Origin of the sequence: Variovorax sp. Sphag1AA, assembly GCF_014192575.1 — a bacterium.
In the GTDB taxonomy this organism is placed as follows: domain Bacteria; phylum Pseudomonadota; class Gammaproteobacteria; order Burkholderiales; family Burkholderiaceae_C; genus Variovorax.
The window spans coordinates 1-17,882 of the sequence record NZ_JACHYC010000005.1 but is presented as its reverse complement, the minus strand read 5'-3'; the positions used below and the strand labels follow the sequence as shown (position 1 = coordinate 17,882).

The window sequence follows — 17,882 nt, the reverse complement described above, 5'->3', positions numbered from 1 at the left end:
TCGATGGCAACTTCCGCGCATCAACCACTCGCAGAGCGTCTCCGCCCCAGGAACCTCGGCGAGGTCATCGGGCAACAGCATCTGCTCGGTCCGGGCATGCCGCTACGCATCGCCTTCGAGTCGGGCCAGCCGCACTCCTGCATCCTCTGGGGGCCGCCCGGCGTCGGGAAGACAACCATCGCGCGGCTGATGGCGGACGCATTCGACGCGCAGTTCCTCAGCATCAGCGCGGTGCTGGGGGGCGTCAAAGACATCCGTGACGCGGTCGAACGCGCCGCAGTAGCGCGCGACGGACTCGAGCAGCGCCGCACCATCGTGTTCGTCGATGAGGTGCACCGATTCAACAAGAGCCAACAGGATGCGTTCCTGCCGCATGTCGAGTCGGGCCTGTTCACCTTCATCGGAGCGACGACGGAGAACCCGTCATTCGAGGTGAATTCCGCGTTGCTCTCGCGCGCGGCCGTCTATGTGCTCCAGCCCCTGAGCGAGGACGACCTGAAGCAGATCGTCAGCCGGGCGCAGAACATCAAGGCGGTTCCCGCGGTCGAGGAGAAAGCGATCGAACGCCTCATCGCATATGCCGATGGTGACGCGAGGCGGCTGCTCAACACGCTCGAAACGCTCTCGATCGCGGCCGGCGCCGAGTCTCTCGATCACATCACCGACGAATGGCTTCTGCGCGTGCTCGGCGAACGGATGCGCCGTTACGACAAGGGCGGCGATCAGTTCTACGACACCATCTCCGCGCTGCATAAGTCGGTGCGCGGCAGCGACCCGGATGCGGCGCTTTACTGGTTCGTGCGCATGCTCGACGGCGGCGCCGATCCGCGTTACATGGCGAGGCGGCTCGTCCGCATGGCGAGCGAAGACATCGGGCTCGCTGACCCGAGGGCCTTGCGCCTCGCACTCGACGCCGCCGAAGTCTACGAGCGCCTTGGTTCGCCCGAGGGCGAACTCGCGTTGGCCGAGTGTGTCGTCTATCTTGCGATCGCGCCGAAGTCGAACGCGGTCTACAAGGCCTACAACGAGGTCAAGGCCTTCATCAAGTCGGATGGCACGCGGCCCGTCCCCATGCACCTGCGCAATGCACCGACGCGGCTGATGAAGCAGCTCGACTACGGCAAGGGCTACCGTTATGCCCACGACGAAGATGGCGGCTTCGCGGCCGGCGAGCGCTACATGCCGGATGGAATCGAGCCGCCGCCTTTCTACAGGCCGGTCGAGCGTGGCCTCGAAATCAAGATTGCCGAGAAGATGCGCGACCTGCGAAAGCGCAACGAAGATGCGCGCTGATACGCATTTGCGCGTCGGGTGAGCGAGTTGGTGACCCCGCGCGCCTGAGTTTTTGCGCCAGCGGGAAAACCCCGGTCCAAAACGGCCTAAATGTCAGGGAGCCGTGTCTAAAATTCCGCCCACAAAAAACCCGCCGTCGACACATGCTGGCGGGTTTTTTGCTAAGTGAAACCAGGCGTCAATCCGGTACGCCGGGCCGATCGAGGCACCTCTCAAGGGTGTCACCACAAAAAAAGGGAATCCTCGCTATGGACATCTTGCTGCAACAGATCATCAACGGTCTGGTTCTGGGCAGCATGTACGCCTTGATAGCCTTGGGCTATACGATGGTGTACGGCATTATCAATCTCATCAATTTCGCGCACGGTGAAGTGCTCATGGTCGGGGCACTGACCAGTTGGAGCGTCATCGGGCTCATGCAGCAGTCGATGCCGGGCACGCCGGGTTGGCTGATCCTGCTCCTCGCGCTCATCATCGCGTGCGTGGTCGCTGCGGCGCTCAACTTCGTGATCGAGAAGGTGGCTTACCGGCCGCTGCGCAACAGTCCCAAGCTGGCTCCGCTGATCACCGCCATCGGCGTGTCGATCCTGCTGCAGACGCTGGCCATGATCATCTGGAAGCCGACGAACAAGGCCTATCCCAACCTGCTCCCGACCACGCCGATCCACCTGGGCGGCGCGGTGATCTCGCCGACGCAGGTGATGATCCTCAGCGTGACCGCGATCTGTCTCGCGATCCTGACCTGGCTGGTCAACTACACCAAGCTCGGACGCGCAATGCGTGCCACCGCGGAGAACCCGCGCGTCGCAGCGCTGATGGGCATCCGTCCCGACATGGTGATTTCGGCCACCTTCATCATCGGCGCCGTGCTGGCGGCGGTGGCGGGCGTGATGTACGCCTCCAACTACGGCATCGCGCAGCACGCGATGGGCTTCATCCCCGGGCTCAAGGCCTTCACTGCCGCTGTGTTCGGCGGCATCGGCAATCTCGCGGGTGCAGTGGTCGGCGGCATCCTGCTCGGGGTGATCGAGGCGATCGGCTCGGGCTACCTCGGCGCTCTGACGGGCGACGTGCTCGGCAGCCAGTACAGCGACATCATCGCGTTCGTCGTGCTGATCATCATGCTCACGCTGCGGCCGTCCGGCCTGCTTGGCGAGCGTGTGGCGGACCGTGCCTGAGGAGACAGCCATGAAACAAGGCAAGAACCTCTTTTTCGTCCTGATCGGAGCCATCGCCCTGCTGGCACTGCCGTTGCTGCTGCAGACGCAGGGCAATGCCTGGGTCCGCATTGCCGACGTCGCGCTGCTCTATGTGATGCTGGCTTTGGGCCTGAACATCGTGGTGGGCTACGCCGGCTTGCTCGACCTCGGCTACGTCGCCTTTTTCGCGATCGGTGCCTATCTGTTCGCGCTGCTCGAATCACCGCATCTCTCCGAGACTTTCCCGGCCTTCAAGGCCATGTTCCCGGGCGGCTTGCACAGTTCGCTGCTGATCGTGATTCCATTGGCGTTCGGCGTCGCGGCATTGTTCGGCGTGCTGCTCGGTGCACCGACGCTGAAGCTGCGCGGCGACTACCTCGCGATCGTGACGCTCGGTTTCGGCGAGATCATCCGCGTGTTCCTCAACAACCTTGACCAGCCGTTCAACATCACGAACGGTCCGAAGGGCATCACTGCGATCGAGCCGGTGCACTTCTGGGGGCTCAATCTGGGCAAGGCGCTGAAGTTCGACGGCTTCACGATCTCGTCTGTCACGCTCTACTACTACCTCTTCCTGGCGTTGGTGCTTGTCACCATCCTGGTGTCGCACCGGCTGCAGGTGTCGCGCGTCGGCCGAGCCTGGATGGCCATCCGTGAAGATGAAATCGCCGCCAAGGCGATGGGCATCAACACCCGCAACATGAAGCTGCTGGCGTTTGGCATGGGCGCGAGCTTCGGCGGCGTTTCGGGCTCGATGTTCGCGGCCTTCCAGGGCTTCGTCTCGCCGGAGTCGTTCAGCCTGATGGAGTCCGTGATGATCGTCGCGATGGTCGTGCTGGGCGGCATCGGCCATCTGCCGGGCGTCATCCTGGGCGCGGTGCTGCTTGCGGCGCTGCCTGAAGTGCTGCGTTATGTCGCCGCCCCGCTGCAGGCCATGACCGATGGCCGCCTCGATGCTTCCATCCTGCGCCAGCTCTTCATTGCGCTCGCGATGATCATCATCATGCTGGTGCGTCCGCGCGGTCTCTGGCCGTCGCCTGAGCATGGCAAGTCGCTGGCCCGCAAGGGCACGGCGCCCGCTTCGGGCATGCCGGCCGCGGCGCCGGGCGTGGAAGTCCCGGCCGACGAAGTCCCGGGCGTGGCATCGCGTCCGATGTCGATCAATCCGTGAGCGATGGGAGAACGAACATGAGCGACACCATCCTCAACGTACAAGGCATTTCGAAACGCTTCGGCGGCCTGCAGGCTCTGTCCGACGTGGGCATGAAGATCACGCGCGGCCAGGTCTATGGCCTGATCGGCCCCAATGGCGCGGGCAAGACCACGTTCTTCAACGTCATTACCGGTCTTTACACGCCTGACAGTGGCACGTTCGAACTGGCCGGCAAGCCGTATCAGCCGACCGCGGTGCATGAGGTCGCCAAGGCCGGCATCGCACGCACCTTCCAGAACATCCGCCTCTTCGCGGAAATGACTGCGCTCGAGAACGTCATGGTCGGGCGCCACATCCGCACCCACTCGGGCGTGCTGGGCGCGATCTTCCGCACCGGCGGCTTCAAGGCCGAGGAGGCGGCGATCGCCAAGCGCGCGCACGAGCTGCTCGACTACGTCGGCATCGGCAAGTTCGCCGACTACAAGGCACGCACGCTGAGCTACGGTGACCAGCGCCGGCTGGAGATCGCCCGCGCGCTGGCGACCGATCCGCAACTCATCGCACTCGACGAACCTGCTGCCGGCATGAACGCCACCGAGAAGGTGCAACTGCGCCAGCTCATCGATCGCATCCGCAAGGACGACCGCACCATCCTGCTGATCGAACACGACGTGAAGCTCGTGATGGGCTTGTGCGACCGGGTCACGGTGCTCGACTACGGGAAGCAGATTGCCGAGGGAACGCCCGCGGACGTACAGAAGAACGAAAAGGTGATCGAGGCCTACCTCGGCACCGGAGGACATTGAGATGGCGCAAACCCTTTTGAAGATCAGCGACCTGAAGGTCGCCTATGGCGGCATCCAGGCCGTGAAGGGCGTGGACTTCGAGGTGCGCGAGGGCGAACTCGTGTCGTTGATCGGCTCCAATGGGGCTGGCAAGACGACGACGATGAAGGCCATCACCGGCACGCTGCCGTTCCTCGGCGGCAACATCGAATTCCTGGGCAAGAGCATCAAGGGGCGTGGCGCCTGGGACCTCGTGGGCGAGGGGCTGGTCATGGTGCCGGAAGGCCGCGGCGTGTTCACCCGCATGACCATCACCGAGAACCTGCAGATCGGCGCGTACATCCGCAAGGACAAGGCCGAGATCGCGCGGGACATTGACCGTGTCTTCACGACTTTCCCGCGTCTCAAGGAGCGCGCGAACCAGCTTGCCGGAACGATGTCTGGCGGCGAACAGCAGATGCTCGCCATGGGGCGTGCGCTGATGGCGCGGCCAAAGGTGCTGCTGCTCGACGAGCCTTCGATGGGTCTGTCGCCGATCATGGTCGACAAGATCTTCGAGGTGGTGAAGCAGGTGTACGACCAGGGCGTGACCGTGCTTCTCGTGGAGCAGAACGCCAGCCGTGCGCTGCAGCTGGCCGATCGCGGTTACGTGATGGAGTCAGGGCTGATCACCATGAGCGGCGATGCCAAGGTGATGTTGAGCGACCCGAAGGTTCGGGCCGCATATCTTGGGGAATAACCCCCAGGCTTGCTCGCTTCGCGTAGCCGCCAACCCCCTTGCAGGGGGCGCTGCCTGCGGCCCGGCTAAGCCGGTTCCGCGCCAGCCCTGGCTTCGGGCCCCGGTCAGTCGACCTGGGCGCCGGTTGCCTTGACGACCTTTTCGTATTTGGCGAGTTCACTTTTCATGAACGCGCCGAACTGTTCGGGTGAGCTTGCGACCGGCTCGGCGAGCAGCGTTGCGAAGCGGGTCTTCGTCTCCGGCGTCTTGAGCGCCGCGACGAACGCGTGATTGAGCTTCGCCAGCACGTCCGGCGGCGTGCCGGCCGGCGCGACCAGGCCCCACCAGGTGTCGATTGAAAAGCCCTTCAGCGTTGCAGCCACCGGGGGAACGTCGGGCAACGCGCTGCTACGCTCGGCGGTAGTAACGGCGATGGCCTTCAGCTTGCCCGAACGGATGTTCGGCGCAGCGGTCGCGAGGTTGTCGAAATTGAAGTCGACCTGCCCCGACAGCAGTGCCAGTTGTGCTGGATTGCCACCGTTGAACGGAATGTGCACGGCAAAGATGCCCGCTTCCTTCTTGAACATCTCGCCGGCCAGATGTCCGGCGCTGCCGTTTCCGCCGCTGCCGTAGTTGAGCTTGCCGGGATTCGCCTTGGCGTAGGCAATGAGATCGTGAAGGCTGTTGATGTTGAGGCGCTTCGCGGTGTCCGCATTCATCACCAGGACGTTGGGCACGCGGACCATCTGCGTGATCGGCGCGAAGTCCGTGGCCGCGTTGAAGGGCATCTTGGCGTAGAGCCACGGATTGACGGCATTCGTCGCCGTCGCTGCGATGCCGATAGTGAGACCGTCCGGCGCCGCTTTGGCGATTGCGTCCGCGCCGATGTTGCCGCCAGCACCGGGCTTGTTGTCGATGATCACTGTGCCGAGCGAATCCTTCACACCCTCAGCAAGCACGCGCGCCGTGACGTCGATCGGGCCGCCGGCTGCGTAAGGAACGATTAGCCGGATCGGACGGTTCTGTGCGATGGCGTGGGGGGCGGCAACGACGGCCGTGGTAGCTGCAAGCGCGGCGAGGAAGTGTCTTCTGGCGTTCATGTCTCTGTTGTTCGTTGATGTCTTGTTGAGGGTCAGGGAATGGCCTTGTCCGCTTCCGTCGTGAAGGCGTCGGCGAAGAACTCTTCCTCGGGCAGACCACGCTTCGACACGTAGTCGTGCTTGGCCGAATCGACGACCACGGGCGCACCGCAGGCATACACCTGGTGGCCCGACAGATCGTCGAAATCCTCCATCACCGCGAGGTGGACGAAGCCGGTGCGCCCGTTCCAGTTGTCTTCTGGCACGGCGTTGGAGATCACCGGTACATAGCGCAGGTTCGGCAACTCCGCGATCTGCGCGCGGACCCACTCGTCCATGTAGAGGTCTTCAGGGCGGCGGCCGCCCCAGTACAAGCTGACCGGACGCGTGATGCCCTTGAGCTTCATGTGTTCGATGACCGCCTTGATCGGTGCGAAGCCGGTGCCCGACGCGAGAAAGACCAATGGCTTGTCGGATTCCTCGCGCAGGAAGAAGCTCCCGTAGGGGCCTTCGACGCGGAGGATCTCTTTCTCCTTCATCGTGCCGAAGACGTGGTCCGTGAACTTACCGCCGGGCAAGTGCCGGATGTGGAGCTCAATGCCCGTCCCCGGCTCTTGCAGCGTGTGCGGCGCGTTGGCCATCGAATAGCTGCGGCGCGTGCCATCGCGAAGGATGAATTCGATGTACTGGCCTGCGTGGAACTGAAGCGGCTCGCCGGCCGGCAGTTGCAGGCGAAGCATCACGACGTCGTGTGACATCTTGGTGATGGCGGCCACGCGCACCGGCATCTTGCGGATCGGGAAAGCGCCCGCTTCGGTGACCTGGCGCGATTCGAGAACCACATCGCTTTCAGCGGTCGCGCAGCAGGTGAGGATGTAGCCGGCCAGTTCTTCGTCCGCACTCAGGGCCTTGCTCTGGTGCAATTTCATCGTGACTGCACCCGAGAGCTTCTTGCACTTGCAGGAGCCGCACGCGCCATCCTTGCAGCCGTACGGAAGACCGATGCCTTGGCGGATGCCTGCCGCGAGAATGGTTTCGTCCGAATACGCCTGGAAGTGGCGTCCGCTCGGCTCCACCGTGATATGAAAGCCCGACTCGTTCGGGACCGCACTGGTCATGGTTATTCTTTAGCGCTACTCAAAGGGAGATGAATTTTGCCCTCAATCAACAGCCCTCTCGGCGCGAGGCCCTCGCGCTTCCGCCGGGAGCGCGTGCTCGTGGTGGGATGCGGCGATGTCGGGCTGCGGGTGGTCGGGCTGCTGCGCGGGCGTGTCAATGTGCTCGCATCGACCTCGTCGCCGCCGCGCGTCAACGCGCTGCGACAGGCGGGCGTGAGGCCGATTGTCGCGGATCTCGATGATCCGACCTCTCTGAAGCGTCTTTCAGGTATCGCGACCCGTGTGCTGCACCTTGCGCCTCCGCCGCGCATCGACGGCGGCGAATGGTGGCGCGATACGCGCACGCTGGCGCTTGTGCGGGCATTGCGCCTGCGGTCGATGCCTGCTTCGCTGGTCTATGGTTCCACCAGCGGGGTCTATGGCGATTGTGGCGGCGCGCGGGTCACGGAGGCCCGTGCCGTGCGGCCCGATACGCCGCGTGCGCACCGACGGGTCGACGCCGAGCGCAGCGTGCGGTGGCTCGGGCGTGCGGGCGTTTCTGTACGCATCCTGCGCATTCCCGGCATCTACGCACCCGACCGCGAGGGTGGCACGCCGCGGGAGCGACTCCAGCGCGGCACGCCCGTGCTTCGCGAGGAAGACGACGTCTATACCAACCACATCCATGCCGACGACCTCGCTCGCATCTGTATGTCCGCCCTGTGGCGCGGCGGACCGCAACGCGTGTTTCATGCAAGCGACGACGGCGAGATCAAGATGGGCGACTACGTCGAACTCGCGGCCAGGCTGTATGGAATGCCCCCGCCGCCGCGCATCGCGCGCGAGGAAGCGCAGTCGCAGCTTCCGCTGTCGTTGTTGAGCTTCATGGGGGAATCGCGCCGGCTCGATAACAGCCGGTTGAAGCGCGAGCTGCGTGTCCGGCTGTGCTATCCGACGGTGGAGTCGGGGCTTCGGTCCGATCGCTGAGCGGCTTCGGATGTGGCGCCTGATGCGCCAAACCACCGCTGAAGAGCGATGGTGCCCGGGGCCGGAATCGAACCGGCACGCCTTGCGGCGGGGGATTTTGAGTCCCCTGCGTCTACCAATTTCACCACCCGGGCGGGAAGGAAGGAAGCCAGAAATTATGGCACAGTGACTCCCATGCAATATCCAACGATTGAAGACGCGATCGGCAAGACGCCCCTGGTGGCTCTGCAGCGCATCGATGCGGAAGCGAATGCGAAGCGCGGCAACGTGATCCTGGGCAAGCTCGAAGGCAACAATCCTGCAGGCTCGGTCAAGGATCGACCTGCACTGTCGATGATCAAGCGCGCCGAGGAGCGCGGCGAGATCAAGCCCGGTGACACGCTGATCGAAGCGACCTCGGGCAACACCGGCATTGCGCTCGCCATGGCTGCCGCCATCAAGGGCTATCGCATGGTCCTCATCATGCCGGAGGACCTTTCCGTTGAACGCGCGCAGACCATGAAGGCTTTCGGGGCCGAACTGGTGCTGACGCCGAAGAGTGGCGGCATGGAATACGCCCGCGATCTCGCGGAGCAGATGGTGCAGCAGGGCAAGGGGCGCGTGCTCGACCAGTTCGCCAATCCGGACAATCCGCGCATCCACTACGAGACGACCGGGCCCGAGATCTGGGCCGATACGCAAGGCCGCATCACGCACTTCGTGAGCGCGATGGGCACCACGGGCACCATCACCGGGGTGTCGCGTTTCCTCAAGGAGAAGAACCCGGCCGTTCGAATCATTGGAGCGCAGCCCGATGAAGGTTCGCGCATTCCGGGCATTCGCAAGTGGCCGCAGGAATATCTTCCGAAGATCTATGACCCGAGCCGGGTCGATCAGGTGGTCAACGTCAGCCAGGACAGCGCCGAGGAAATGTGCCGGCGCCTCGCGCGCGAAGAGGGCATCTTCGGCGGCATTTCGGCCGCAGGCGCGCTCTGGGTGGCGCTCGAGATTGCCAAGACGGTGGAGAACGCGACCATCGTCTTCGTCGTGTGCGACCGCGGTGATCGCTATCTCTCCACCGGCGTCTTCCCCGCCTGATTCCCCTGCCATTCAGTCATGAACCAACCTCGCTTCTGCCCCTCCTGCGCCACGCCGCTGGCTCATATCGAAGCGCTGGAGGACGGAGGCCCGAAGTCGCGCCTCCGTTGCCCTTCCTGCGACTGGACGCACTGGAACAACCCGACGCCGGTGCTAGCCGCGATCGTCGAGTACGGCGGACAGGTGCTGCTTGCCCGCAATGCCGCATGGCCTGCCAAGATGTTTGCGCTCATCACAGGCTTCATGGAAGCCGGAGAGACGCCGCAGGAAGGCATCTCGCGCGAGGTCAAGGAAGAAACCAGCCTCGACGTGAGCGAAGTGAATCTGGTGGGTGTCTACGACTTTCAGCGAATGAACCAGGTCATCATCGCCTACCACGTGGTGGCCCACGGCGAAGTGTCGCTGTCGCCCGAACTCGTGGACTACCGCCTCTACGATCTGCCTGATCTGAAGTGCTGGCCTGCCGGCACCGGCTATGCGCTGGCTGATTGGCTTCGTACACGCGGCCATGAGCCGATATTCTTTACCGCCGCCGAGAACGAGGAGCGCCGACGCGGGCTCGCCAGTTGAGCCCTGCGCAGGAGGAAATCACATGCAAGTGAACAAGGAAATCGACACCCGCGGGCTCAACTGCCCGCTGCCCATCCTCAAGGCCAAGAAGGCGCTCAACGAGATGCATAGCGGCGAACTGCTGAGAGTCGTGGCGACTGACGCAGGCTCGGTGCGCGACTTTCAGGCCTTCGCCCGGCAGACCGGAAACGATCTCGTTGACCAGCAGACGGTCGGCGACGAGTTCATTCACGTACTGCGCCGTCGCTGAGCGAGCGGCGCAGCAGTTGAGGCTCAGAGCTCCAGGCTCTTCAGATACTGGCGGAACGAAGCACCCACTTCAGGGTGCGCCAGAGCCAATTCGACCGACGCCTGCAGGAACCCTTCCTTGCTGCCGCAGTCGTAGCGCGTACCCGCATAGGAGTACGCATAGACCGATTCCTTGGTCATCAGCGCGGCGATGCCGTCGGTCAGCTGGATCTCGCCGCCAGCACCCTTGGGTTGATTCCGGATGTGGCCGAACACCGCCGGCGTCAGGATGTAGCGCCCCGCAACGCCGAGGCGCGAAGGCGCGTCCTCCGGCTTGGGCTTCTCGACCATGCGGTTGACCTTGACCAGGCCTTCCTCGACCACGTCGCCAGCCACGATGCCGTAGCGCTTGACGTGTTCCAGGGGCACTTCCTGAACTGCGAGCAATGAGCCGCCGAGCTTCTCGAATGCGCGGGTCATCTGTGCCAGCACCGGCTCGCCTCCCTGCGGGCCGACCATGAGGTCATCAGCGAGCAGCACAGCAAAAGGTTCGTTGCCGACGAGGTGTTCGGCGCACAGCACCGCATGACCGAGGCCCAGCATGCGCGGCTGGCGCACGTAGGAGCAGGTCATGTCGTCCGGCATGACCGAGCGCGCGATGGCGAGCAATTCTTTCTTGCCGCTGGCTTCGAGCTGCGATTCGAGCTCATAGGCGGCGTCGTAGTGGTCTTCGATCGCCCTCTTGTTGCGCCCGGTGACGAAGATCATGTCGCGGATGCCCGCGGCGTACGCTTCCTCGACCGCGTACTGGATCAGGGGCTTGTCCACCACCGGAAGCATTTCCTTGGGTTGCGCCTTGGTGGCCGGCAGAAAACGGGTGCCAAAGCCGGCTACGGGGAACACGGCCTTGCGAATGCGCGTCGGGGAGTTGGACATGTGAATTTCGTGTGAATCGAAGACGAAGATCGAAAAGGTGGGCGGCGTCGCGGACGCTCAACCCACATGCTCACATACTATTTGCCGCCAGGCCACACGTCTGTCAGCCTAGGCGGACAAGCTGATCCCGCAGGCGCTCGAGCGTGGCAGTGAAGTCGGTGAGCCGCTTGCGCTCCTGCTCGATCACCGCTGCCGGCGCCTTCGCGACGAAGGCCTCGTTGCCGAGCTTACTGTTGACCTTCGCGATCTCACCTTCGATGCGCGCCAGTTCCTTGCCGATGCGTGCCTTTTCCGCGGCCTTGTCGATTTCCATGTGCAGGCAGAGGCGGGCACTACCGACCACGGCGACAGGCGCGGCTTCAGCGGCTGCGGCCCAGGCCGCTTCGTCGTCGAAGACCTTCACTTCCTTGAGCTTGGCGAGTGCCTGAAGCACTGGCGCCGCTTCGCGCAGGAACGTGGCGTTTGCCGCATCGTCGGCAACGGCGTAGAGCGGCAGGCGCGTGGCCGGCGAGACGTTCATCTCGCCGCGCAGCGTGCGGCAGGCATCCACGAGCGACTTGAGTCGGGCGACATGGGCCTCTGCAGCCTCGTCGATCTTCTCGGGCTGGCTCTTCGGGTAAGCCGCCGTCATGACCGAATCGCCGGCCCGGCCAGCGACTGGCGCAACCTTTTGCCAGAGCTCTTCGGTGATGAAGGGAATGACCGGATGCGCCAGGCGCAGCAGCGTCTCGAGCGAACGGATCAGCGTGCGGCGCGTGGCGCGCTGCTGCGCGTCGTCGCCTTGCTGGATCTGGACCTTGGCGATCTCCAGGTACCAATCGCAGAACTCGTCCCATGCGAACTGGTAGATGGCGTTCGCGACGTTGTCGAGACGGTACTCCTCGAAGCCCTTCGCCACTTCTGCTTCGACGCGCTGCAGCTGGGAGGTGATCCAGCGGTCGGCCTGGCTGAATTTCAGATAGCCGTGGGCCGGCCCGCCGGGGGCGCATTCTTCCTTGGTGTGCTCGCGCAGGCCGCAGTCTTGGCCTTCGCAATTCATGAGTACGAAGCGCGTGGCGTTCCAGAGCTTGTTGCAGAAGTTGCGATAGCCTTCACAGCGCTTCGAGTCGAAGTTGATGCTGCGTCCAAGCGACGCGAGCGATGCGAAGGTGAATCGCAGGGCGTCGGCGCCGAAGGCGGGAATGCCGTCCGGGAATTCCTTCTGGGTGTTCTTGCGAACCGTGGGTGCCGTCTCGGGCCGGCGCAGACCTTGCGTGCGCTTGTCGAGCAACTCGGGCAGTGCGATGCCATCGATGAGGTCGACCGGGTCGAGCACGTTGCCCTCGGACTTGCTCATCTTCTTGCCATGCGAATCGCGCACGAGCCCGTGGATGTAGACGTGCTTGAACGGCACCTTGCCGGTGAAGTGCTTGGTCATCATGATCATCCGGGCGACCCAGAAGAAGATGATGTCGTAGCCTGTCACCAGCACGGTGGATGGGAGGTACAGGTCAAGATCCTCGCTCTTCTCGGGCCAGCCGAGCGAAGAGAAGGGGACGAGCGCCGACGAATACCAGGTGTCGAGTACGTCCTCGTCACGCGCGAGCTTTTTGCCGGGGGCCTGGGCTTGCGCTTCGGCCTCGTCGTGTGCGACGTAGACGTTGCCCTGCTCGTCGTACCAGGCCGGGATTTGGTGACCCCACCAGAGCTGGCGCGAGATCGTCCAGTCCTGGATGTTCTCCATCCAGTGGTTGTAGGTGTTGACCCAGTTCTCGGGGACGAAACGCACTTCCCCGGAGCGCACCGCCTCGATCGCCTTTTGCGCGATCGATTGACCATCGGCGTCAGGCTTGGTCATCGCGACGAACCACTGGTCGGTGAGCATCGGCTCCACCACGGCGCCGGTACGCGCGCAGCGCGGGACCATGAGCTTGTGTTTCTTGGTTTCGACAAGCAGGCCTAGCGCTTCGAGATCGGCGACGACCGCCTTGCGGGCCACGAAGCGATCCAGGCCGCGGTACTTTTCAGGCGCGTTGTCGTTGATGGTGGCATCGAGCGTCAGCACGCCGATGATTTCCAGACCGTGCCGCAGCCCGACGGCATAGTCGTTGTGATCGTGCGCCGGCGTGACCTTGACGACACCGGTGCCGAATTCCTTGTCGACGTAGTCATCGGCGATGACCGGAATCAGGCGATCGACCAGCGGCAGCTTCACGCGCTGGCCGACGAGGTGCTTGTAGCGCTCGTCTTCGGGATGAACCATCACGGCGACGTCGCCCAGCATGGTTTCGGGACGGGTCGTCGCGACCGTAAGCGAGCCCGATCCGTCTTCCAGCGGATAGGCGATGTGCCAGAGAGAGCCGTCCTCTTCCTCGCTCTCGACTTCCAGGTCACTCACGGCAGTCTTGAGCACCGGGTCCCAGTTGACCAGGCGCTTGCCGCGGTAGATGAGCCCCTCGTTGTAGAGCTGCACGAAGGTCTGAGTAACCACCTTCGACAGCTTCTCGTCCATGGTGAAGTATTCGCGGCTCCAGTCCACCGTGTCGCCCATGCGGCGCATCTGGTTGGTGATGGTGTTGCCGGACTTTTCCTTCCACTCCCATACCCGCGCAACGAAGTTCTTCCGGCCAAGGTCGTGCCGGCTGACCTTTTGTTCCTGCAACTGACGCTCGACGACGATCTGCGTTGCGATCCCGGCGTGGTCGGTGCCCGGCACCCACACGGTGTTGGCGCCCGCCATGCGGTGATAGCGCGTGAGGCTGTCCATGATCGTCTGGTTGAACGCGTGCCCCATGTGCAGCGTGCCGGTCACGTTTGGTGGCGGAAGCTGGATCGCGAAGGAGGGTGCGCCTTCCTTCGCCTTCTGAGTGCCGCGGAAGCCCGCGGCTGCGTAGCCGCGTCGCTCCCATTCAGGCCCCCAGTGCGCTTCGATGGCGGCGGGTTCGAAGGATTTGGACAGGCTTTCGAGGCCGGGTTGGGGCAAGGTCTCACTCATGGCAGTACAAAAACGAACGGCATCCCGCAGGATGCCGCTTGTGGGTGGAAGTGGAAAGATTTTATTCGACGGCACGACTGCGGCGACCCGGAGCGGTCATCCATGCGCCGCTGATAATCCGCCGATGCTTTTCCTGCTCTCGCCTGCCAAGTCCCTCGATTTCGAAACCCCCGTTCCCGACACTCTTCTGGCTACTCAACCCCGCTTCGAAGGGCCCAGGGGGCCAGCGGCGGAACTGATCAAGATCCTGAGGGAGAAGTCGCCCCAGCAGGTCGCCGAACTGATGCATCTGTCAGACAAGCTTTCAGCCCTCAATGTGGCGCGTTATGCGGTGTGGTCATCGAAGGGCACCAGCAGGAACGCGAAGCAGGCGGCGCTTGCATTCGATGGCGACGTCTATGGCGGCCTCGACGCAAAGACGCTCACGACCAGCCAGCTTTCGTGGGCGCAGGATCATGTCTGCATCCTCAGCGGGCTCTATGGCGTGCTGCGGCCGCTCGACCTGCTCCAGCCCTATCGCCTCGAAATGGGGACCCAGCTTGGCAACCGGCATGGCAAGGATCTCTATGCGTTCTGGGGCAGTCGCATTTCCGAGTACCTGAACGAGCGGCTTGCCGCGGATCGGACGCCGGTTGTCATCAACCTCGCTTCGCAGGAATATTTCAAGTCAGTCGATCAGGGCGTGCTCAAGGCGCGTGTCGTGGAGTGCGTTTTCGAAGAGTGGAAGGGCGGCACCGGTGCGGCTGATCCAGGGCGCTACAAGATCGTGAGCTTCTTCGCGAAACGCGCACGCGGTCTCATGGCGCGGTGGGCGGTCCTTCACAAGGCCGCGACGCCCAAGGCGCTGGAGAAGTTCGACCTCGAGGGCTATGGTTTCGACGCGTCGGCCTCCAAGCCTGATCGGATGGTGTTTCGACGGAGAGCATCATGAGTCAAGGACAAGTCATCAGCGCAGAGCTTCGCGAGTGGATCACGACCCAGTTGGCTGCCGGCCACTCGGTCCCGAGCCTGCGCGCGTCCATGCGGGCTGCCGGTTGGCACGATGCTGCGGCCGATGCGGCCCTGGCCGAAGTGGAGCGGGAGGCCGTTGGCACGACCGAAGCGACGAAGGCGATGCCCGGGCCCGATCTTTCGAACTCGCCGCTCTACATCGACGCGGGCGACCGCCGTGTCCACGTGCTGCAGACCATGCGGAATCCGCGCGTCATTGTTTTCGGGGACCTTTTGTCGGACGAGGAGTGCGAGGCATTGATCGCCGCGGCACGCCAGCGGCTTGCGCGCTCCCTGACTGTCGAGACGCAGACGGGCGGCGAGGCGCTCAACGTCGACCGGACCAGTGACGGGATGTTCTTCGAGCGTGGAGAGAACCCTGTGGTCGCAAGACTCGAGAAGCGCATCGCCGCACTGCTGCGGTGGCCGCTGGAGTTCGGCGAGGGGCTGCAGGTCCTTCGCTATTCACCCGGCGCGCAGTATCGGCCGCACTACGACTATTTCGACCCGAGCGAGCCTGGTACGCCAATCATCCTGAAGCGGGGCGGCCAGCGCGTCGCCACACTCGTGATGTATTTGCACGAGCCCGAGCAGGGCGGCGCCACCACCTTCCCCGACGTAGGGCTGGAAGTTGCACCCAAACGTGGGACGGGCGTCTTCTTCAGCTACGAGCGCCCGGATCCGGCGACGCGCACCTTGCATGGTGGAGCGCCGGTTCTTTCAGGTGAGAAGTGGGTCGCCACCAAATGGTTGCGCGAGCGCGAGTTCAATTGAACGGCTGAGCGCGCACCCGCATGAAAGTCTCCGCGAACGGCATCCAGATCGAGGTCGAGGACAGCGGCGGCGAAGGCCGCCCGGCGATTCTGCTCATCATGGGGCTTGGCATGCAGCTGATCGGCTGGCCGGCTGAGTTCGTCGAGACTCTGGTGGATGCCGGGTTCCGGGTGATCCGCCACGACAACCGCGACATTGGGCTGAGCCAGGGCTTCGATGAAGCGGGCACGGGTAACGTGATCTGGCAGAGCGTTCGGCAGCGTTTTGGGCTGCAGGTGCGCTCGGCCTATTCGCTTCAGGATATGGCCGACGATGCGCTCGGGGTGCTTGATGCACTGGGTGTCGAACGTGCTCATGTCATCGGGGCTTCGATGGGCGGCATGATCGCGCAGCGCCTTGCCGCGAGCGCGCCCCGGCGGATGGCCAGCCTGGTCAGCATCATGAGTTCGAGTGGTGCGCGCAACCTGCCGGGACCGCGGGCGGATGTCGCCGCCGCGCTCCTGCGGCGGCCTGCCAGCAGGACCGAGGCTGCCTTGGTCGAACACGGCCTTCGGTTTTATCGACTGATATCGAGCCCCGCCTATGCGCGGGACGAGCGCATCCAGGCGGACCGAATTGCCCGTGCGCTTCGCCGCGCGTATCGGCCGGCTGGCGTCACGCGGCAGATACTTGCAATCGCCGCGGACGGCGAGCGCGCCGAATTGCTCTCGCGAATAGAAAGCCCCTCCTTGGTCCTGCATGGTGAGGCCGATCCTCTGGTCCCGATCGCGTGCGGCGAGGACACGGCTCGGCGCATTCGAGGAGCGCGTTTCGTTGGCATTCCTGGAATGGGGCACGATTTGCCGCCGCCCGTGATCGAAATCCTCCTGCAGCACATCGTTCCCTTTCTACAGACTGCCCAGAGCCGATCATGAGCCTCGACAACACCCCTGAACAATCGCAGCTGGGCCGGGCTTCCGCCTACGCCGATCAATATGAGCCGAGCCTGCTTTTCCCGATCGCACGCGCGATGCAGCGCGAAGCGATGGGCATCAAGGAAGGCGCACTGCCGTTTTTTGGCGCTGATCTCTGGACCGCCTTCGAACTGAGCTGGCTCAACCCTCGTGGCAAGCCGCAACTTGCGATCGCGCACTTCACTGTGCCGTGCGAGACGCCGAACATCATCGAGAGCAAGTCGTTCAAGCTCTATCTCAACAGCTTCAACAGCAGCGTTTTCGTGGATCAGGATGCCGTTAGGGAGCGTTTGCGTGCCGACTTGAGCGAAGCAGTCTGGCGCGGGAGTGACCGCAAGGGTAGCGTCGGGGTGAAGTTGGTCTCGCCGGCAGCGTTCGAGACTGAGCGGGTGCACGAACTAGACGGGCTCGACCTGGACCGACTGGATATCGAGTGCACTCGATATCAGCCGGCGCCAGAACTGCTGGCAAGTGACACCACCCAGCCACCCGTGACGGAGACGCTGACCAGCCGCCTACTAAAGAGCAATTGCCTTGTCACCGGGCAACCGGACTGGGGGAGTGTGGAGATCCGCTACAGCGGACCGCAGATCGACCAGGCTGGCTTGCTGGCGTACATCGTCAGCTTTCGCAATCACAACGAGTTTCACGAGCCGTGCGCGGAGCGGATCTTCACGGACATCTGGCACCGCTGTCTGCCCAACAAGCTTGCGGTGTATGCGAGGTACACCCGTCGCGGCGGGCTCGATATCAACCCGTTCCGCACGAGCTGGCCGCAGGCCTTGCCTGAGAACGTCCGGACCGCGCGGCAGTAGGAGGGGGGAACAAAAAATTCCGACGGACTTGCCGGAAGGTCGAAAACGGTGCCATAATTCAAGGCTCCGCTGAACGTGACAGCGCTTATGAGGTCTCTCGGGGCTAAATGAGCACGGTGAAGAGGAAGAAAGAAATTTTCAAAGATTTCTCGATTCTTCAAAAACTCTGTCATAATCGAGGGCTCCGCAAAACACAGCGACGAGTTAGATCCTTCGGGGTGTGGCGAGTTGAGCGGAGGGAAGAAAAGAAAAAT

17 protein-coding genes and 1 tRNA gene are annotated in these 17,882 nt (G+C 63.5%); 13 read left to right on the top strand and 5 right to left on the bottom strand.

Annotated elements, in window-relative coordinates:
- Nucleotides 1–3: 3 nt before the first annotated feature.
- The 5 genes from FHW64_RS19510 (at nucleotide 4) to FHW64_RS19490 (ending at nucleotide 5,169) form a co-directional block, all read left to right on the top strand.
- Entirely contained in the window at nucleotides 4–1,293 is a 1,290-nt protein-coding gene (locus FHW64_RS19510) for a replication-associated recombination protein A (RefSeq protein WP_184529275.1), read from the top strand.
- Nucleotides 1,294–1,541: 248 nt separating this feature from the next.
- A complete protein-coding gene (locus tag FHW64_RS19505; RefSeq protein WP_184529273.1) occupies nucleotides 1,542–2,471 on the top strand; it encodes a branched-chain amino acid ABC transporter permease in 930 nt (309 codons plus the stop codon).
- A 10-nt stretch (nucleotides 2,472–2,481) separates the two neighbouring features.
- Nucleotides 2,482–3,663, top strand: coding sequence for an ABC transporter permease subunit (locus FHW64_RS19500; RefSeq protein ID WP_184529271.1), 1,182 nt, complete (start codon nucleotides 2,482–2,484; stop codon nucleotides 3,661–3,663).
- A gap of 17 nt (nucleotides 3,664–3,680) precedes the next feature.
- Nucleotides 3,681–4,451 (top strand): ABC transporter ATP-binding protein, encoded by a 771-nt coding sequence (locus FHW64_RS19495; RefSeq protein ID WP_093163080.1) that lies wholly within the window; start codon nucleotides 3,681–3,683, stop codon nucleotides 4,449–4,451.
- 1 nt (nucleotide 4,452) lies between these two features.
- Nucleotides 4,453–5,169 (top strand): ABC transporter ATP-binding protein, encoded by a 717-nt coding sequence (locus FHW64_RS19490; protein ID WP_184529269.1) that lies wholly within the window; start codon nucleotides 4,453–4,455, stop codon nucleotides 5,167–5,169.
- A 104-nt stretch (nucleotides 5,170–5,273) separates the two neighbouring features.
- Here FHW64_RS19490 and FHW64_RS19485 read toward each other — a convergent pair whose 3' ends face one another.
- Together FHW64_RS19485 and FHW64_RS19480 are read right to left on the bottom strand one after the other, a co-directional pair.
- Nucleotides 5,274–6,248: a tripartite tricarboxylate transporter substrate binding protein gene (locus FHW64_RS19485; RefSeq protein WP_184529267.1), complete on the bottom strand. Its 975-nt coding sequence runs from the start codon at nucleotides 6,246–6,248 to the stop codon at nucleotides 5,274–5,276.
- 32 nt (nucleotides 6,249–6,280) lie between these two features.
- Nucleotides 6,281–7,345: a CDP-6-deoxy-delta-3,4-glucoseen reductase gene (locus FHW64_RS19480; protein ID WP_184529266.1), complete on the bottom strand. Its 1,065-nt coding sequence runs from the start codon at nucleotides 7,343–7,345 to the stop codon at nucleotides 6,281–6,283.
- A 36-nt stretch (nucleotides 7,346–7,381) separates the two neighbouring features.
- Here FHW64_RS19480 and FHW64_RS19475 point away from each other — a divergent pair, with 36 nt between their 5' ends.
- The gene (locus FHW64_RS19475) at nucleotides 7,382–8,311 is read left to right on the top strand and encodes an SDR family oxidoreductase (protein WP_184529264.1); all 930 of its coding nucleotides are present in this window, start codon (nucleotides 7,382–7,384) and stop codon (nucleotides 8,309–8,311) included.
- Between the two features lie 49 nt (nucleotides 8,312–8,360).
- Here the strand turns inward: FHW64_RS19475 and FHW64_RS19470 are convergent.
- Nucleotides 8,361–8,445: transfer RNA gene (locus FHW64_RS19470), tRNA-Leu, on the bottom strand.
- A gap of 40 nt (nucleotides 8,446–8,485) precedes the next feature.
- Here FHW64_RS19470 and cysM point away from each other — a divergent pair.
- From cysM to FHW64_RS19455, 3 genes are read left to right on the top strand one after another with little or no spacing between them, the layout of a single operon-like run.
- Nucleotides 8,486–9,388 carry a cysteine synthase CysM gene (cysM, locus tag FHW64_RS19465; RefSeq protein WP_184529262.1) on the top strand — a complete coding sequence of 301 codons (903 nt, stop codon included), beginning with the start codon at nucleotides 8,486–8,488 and terminating at the stop codon, nucleotides 9,386–9,388.
- 18 nt (nucleotides 9,389–9,406) lie between these two features.
- Entirely contained in the window at nucleotides 9,407–9,958 is a 552-nt protein-coding gene (locus FHW64_RS19460) for an NUDIX domain-containing protein (RefSeq protein ID WP_184529260.1), read from the top strand.
- A 22-nt stretch (nucleotides 9,959–9,980) separates the two neighbouring features.
- Nucleotides 9,981–10,208 (top strand): sulfurtransferase TusA family protein, encoded by a 228-nt coding sequence (locus FHW64_RS19455; RefSeq protein ID WP_093163094.1) that lies wholly within the window; start codon nucleotides 9,981–9,983, stop codon nucleotides 10,206–10,208.
- A gap of 23 nt (nucleotides 10,209–10,231) precedes the next feature.
- Here the strand turns inward: FHW64_RS19455 and galU are convergent, their stop codons facing one another.
- A complete protein-coding gene (gene galU / locus FHW64_RS19450; RefSeq protein WP_184529258.1) occupies nucleotides 10,232–11,122 on the bottom strand; it encodes a UTP--glucose-1-phosphate uridylyltransferase GalU in 891 nt (296 codons plus the stop codon).
- A 103-nt stretch (nucleotides 11,123–11,225) separates the two neighbouring features.
- Nucleotides 11,226–14,096 carry a valine--tRNA ligase gene (locus FHW64_RS19445; RefSeq protein WP_184529256.1) on the bottom strand — a complete coding sequence of 957 codons (2,871 nt, stop codon included), beginning with the start codon at nucleotides 14,094–14,096 and terminating at the stop codon, nucleotides 11,226–11,228.
- Between the two features lie 124 nt (nucleotides 14,097–14,220).
- Between FHW64_RS19445 and yaaA the strand changes: the two genes are divergently transcribed.
- The 4 genes from yaaA to queF are packed head-to-tail and all read left to right on the top strand — an operon-like array spanning nucleotide 14,221 to nucleotide 17,628.
- Entirely contained in the window at nucleotides 14,221–15,027 is an 807-nt protein-coding gene (gene yaaA, locus FHW64_RS19440) for a peroxide stress protein YaaA (protein WP_184530413.1), read from the top strand.
- Entirely contained in the window at nucleotides 15,024–15,860 is an 837-nt protein-coding gene (locus FHW64_RS19435; protein ID WP_184529254.1) for a 2OG-Fe(II) oxygenase, read from the top strand. Before yaaA ends, FHW64_RS19435 begins: the two co-directional genes overlap by 4 nt.
- A gap of 20 nt (nucleotides 15,861–15,880) precedes the next feature.
- On the top strand, nucleotides 15,881–16,774 hold the full coding sequence (locus FHW64_RS19430) for an alpha/beta fold hydrolase (RefSeq protein ID WP_184529252.1): 894 nt from the start codon (nucleotides 15,881–15,883) through the stop codon (nucleotides 16,772–16,774).
- On the top strand, nucleotides 16,771–17,628 hold the full coding sequence (gene queF, locus FHW64_RS19425; RefSeq protein WP_184529249.1) for an NADPH-dependent 7-cyano-7-deazaguanine reductase QueF: 858 nt from the start codon (nucleotides 16,771–16,773) through the stop codon (nucleotides 17,626–17,628). Before FHW64_RS19430 ends, queF begins: the two co-directional genes overlap by 4 nt.
- Nucleotides 17,629–17,882 lie beyond the last annotated feature (254 nt).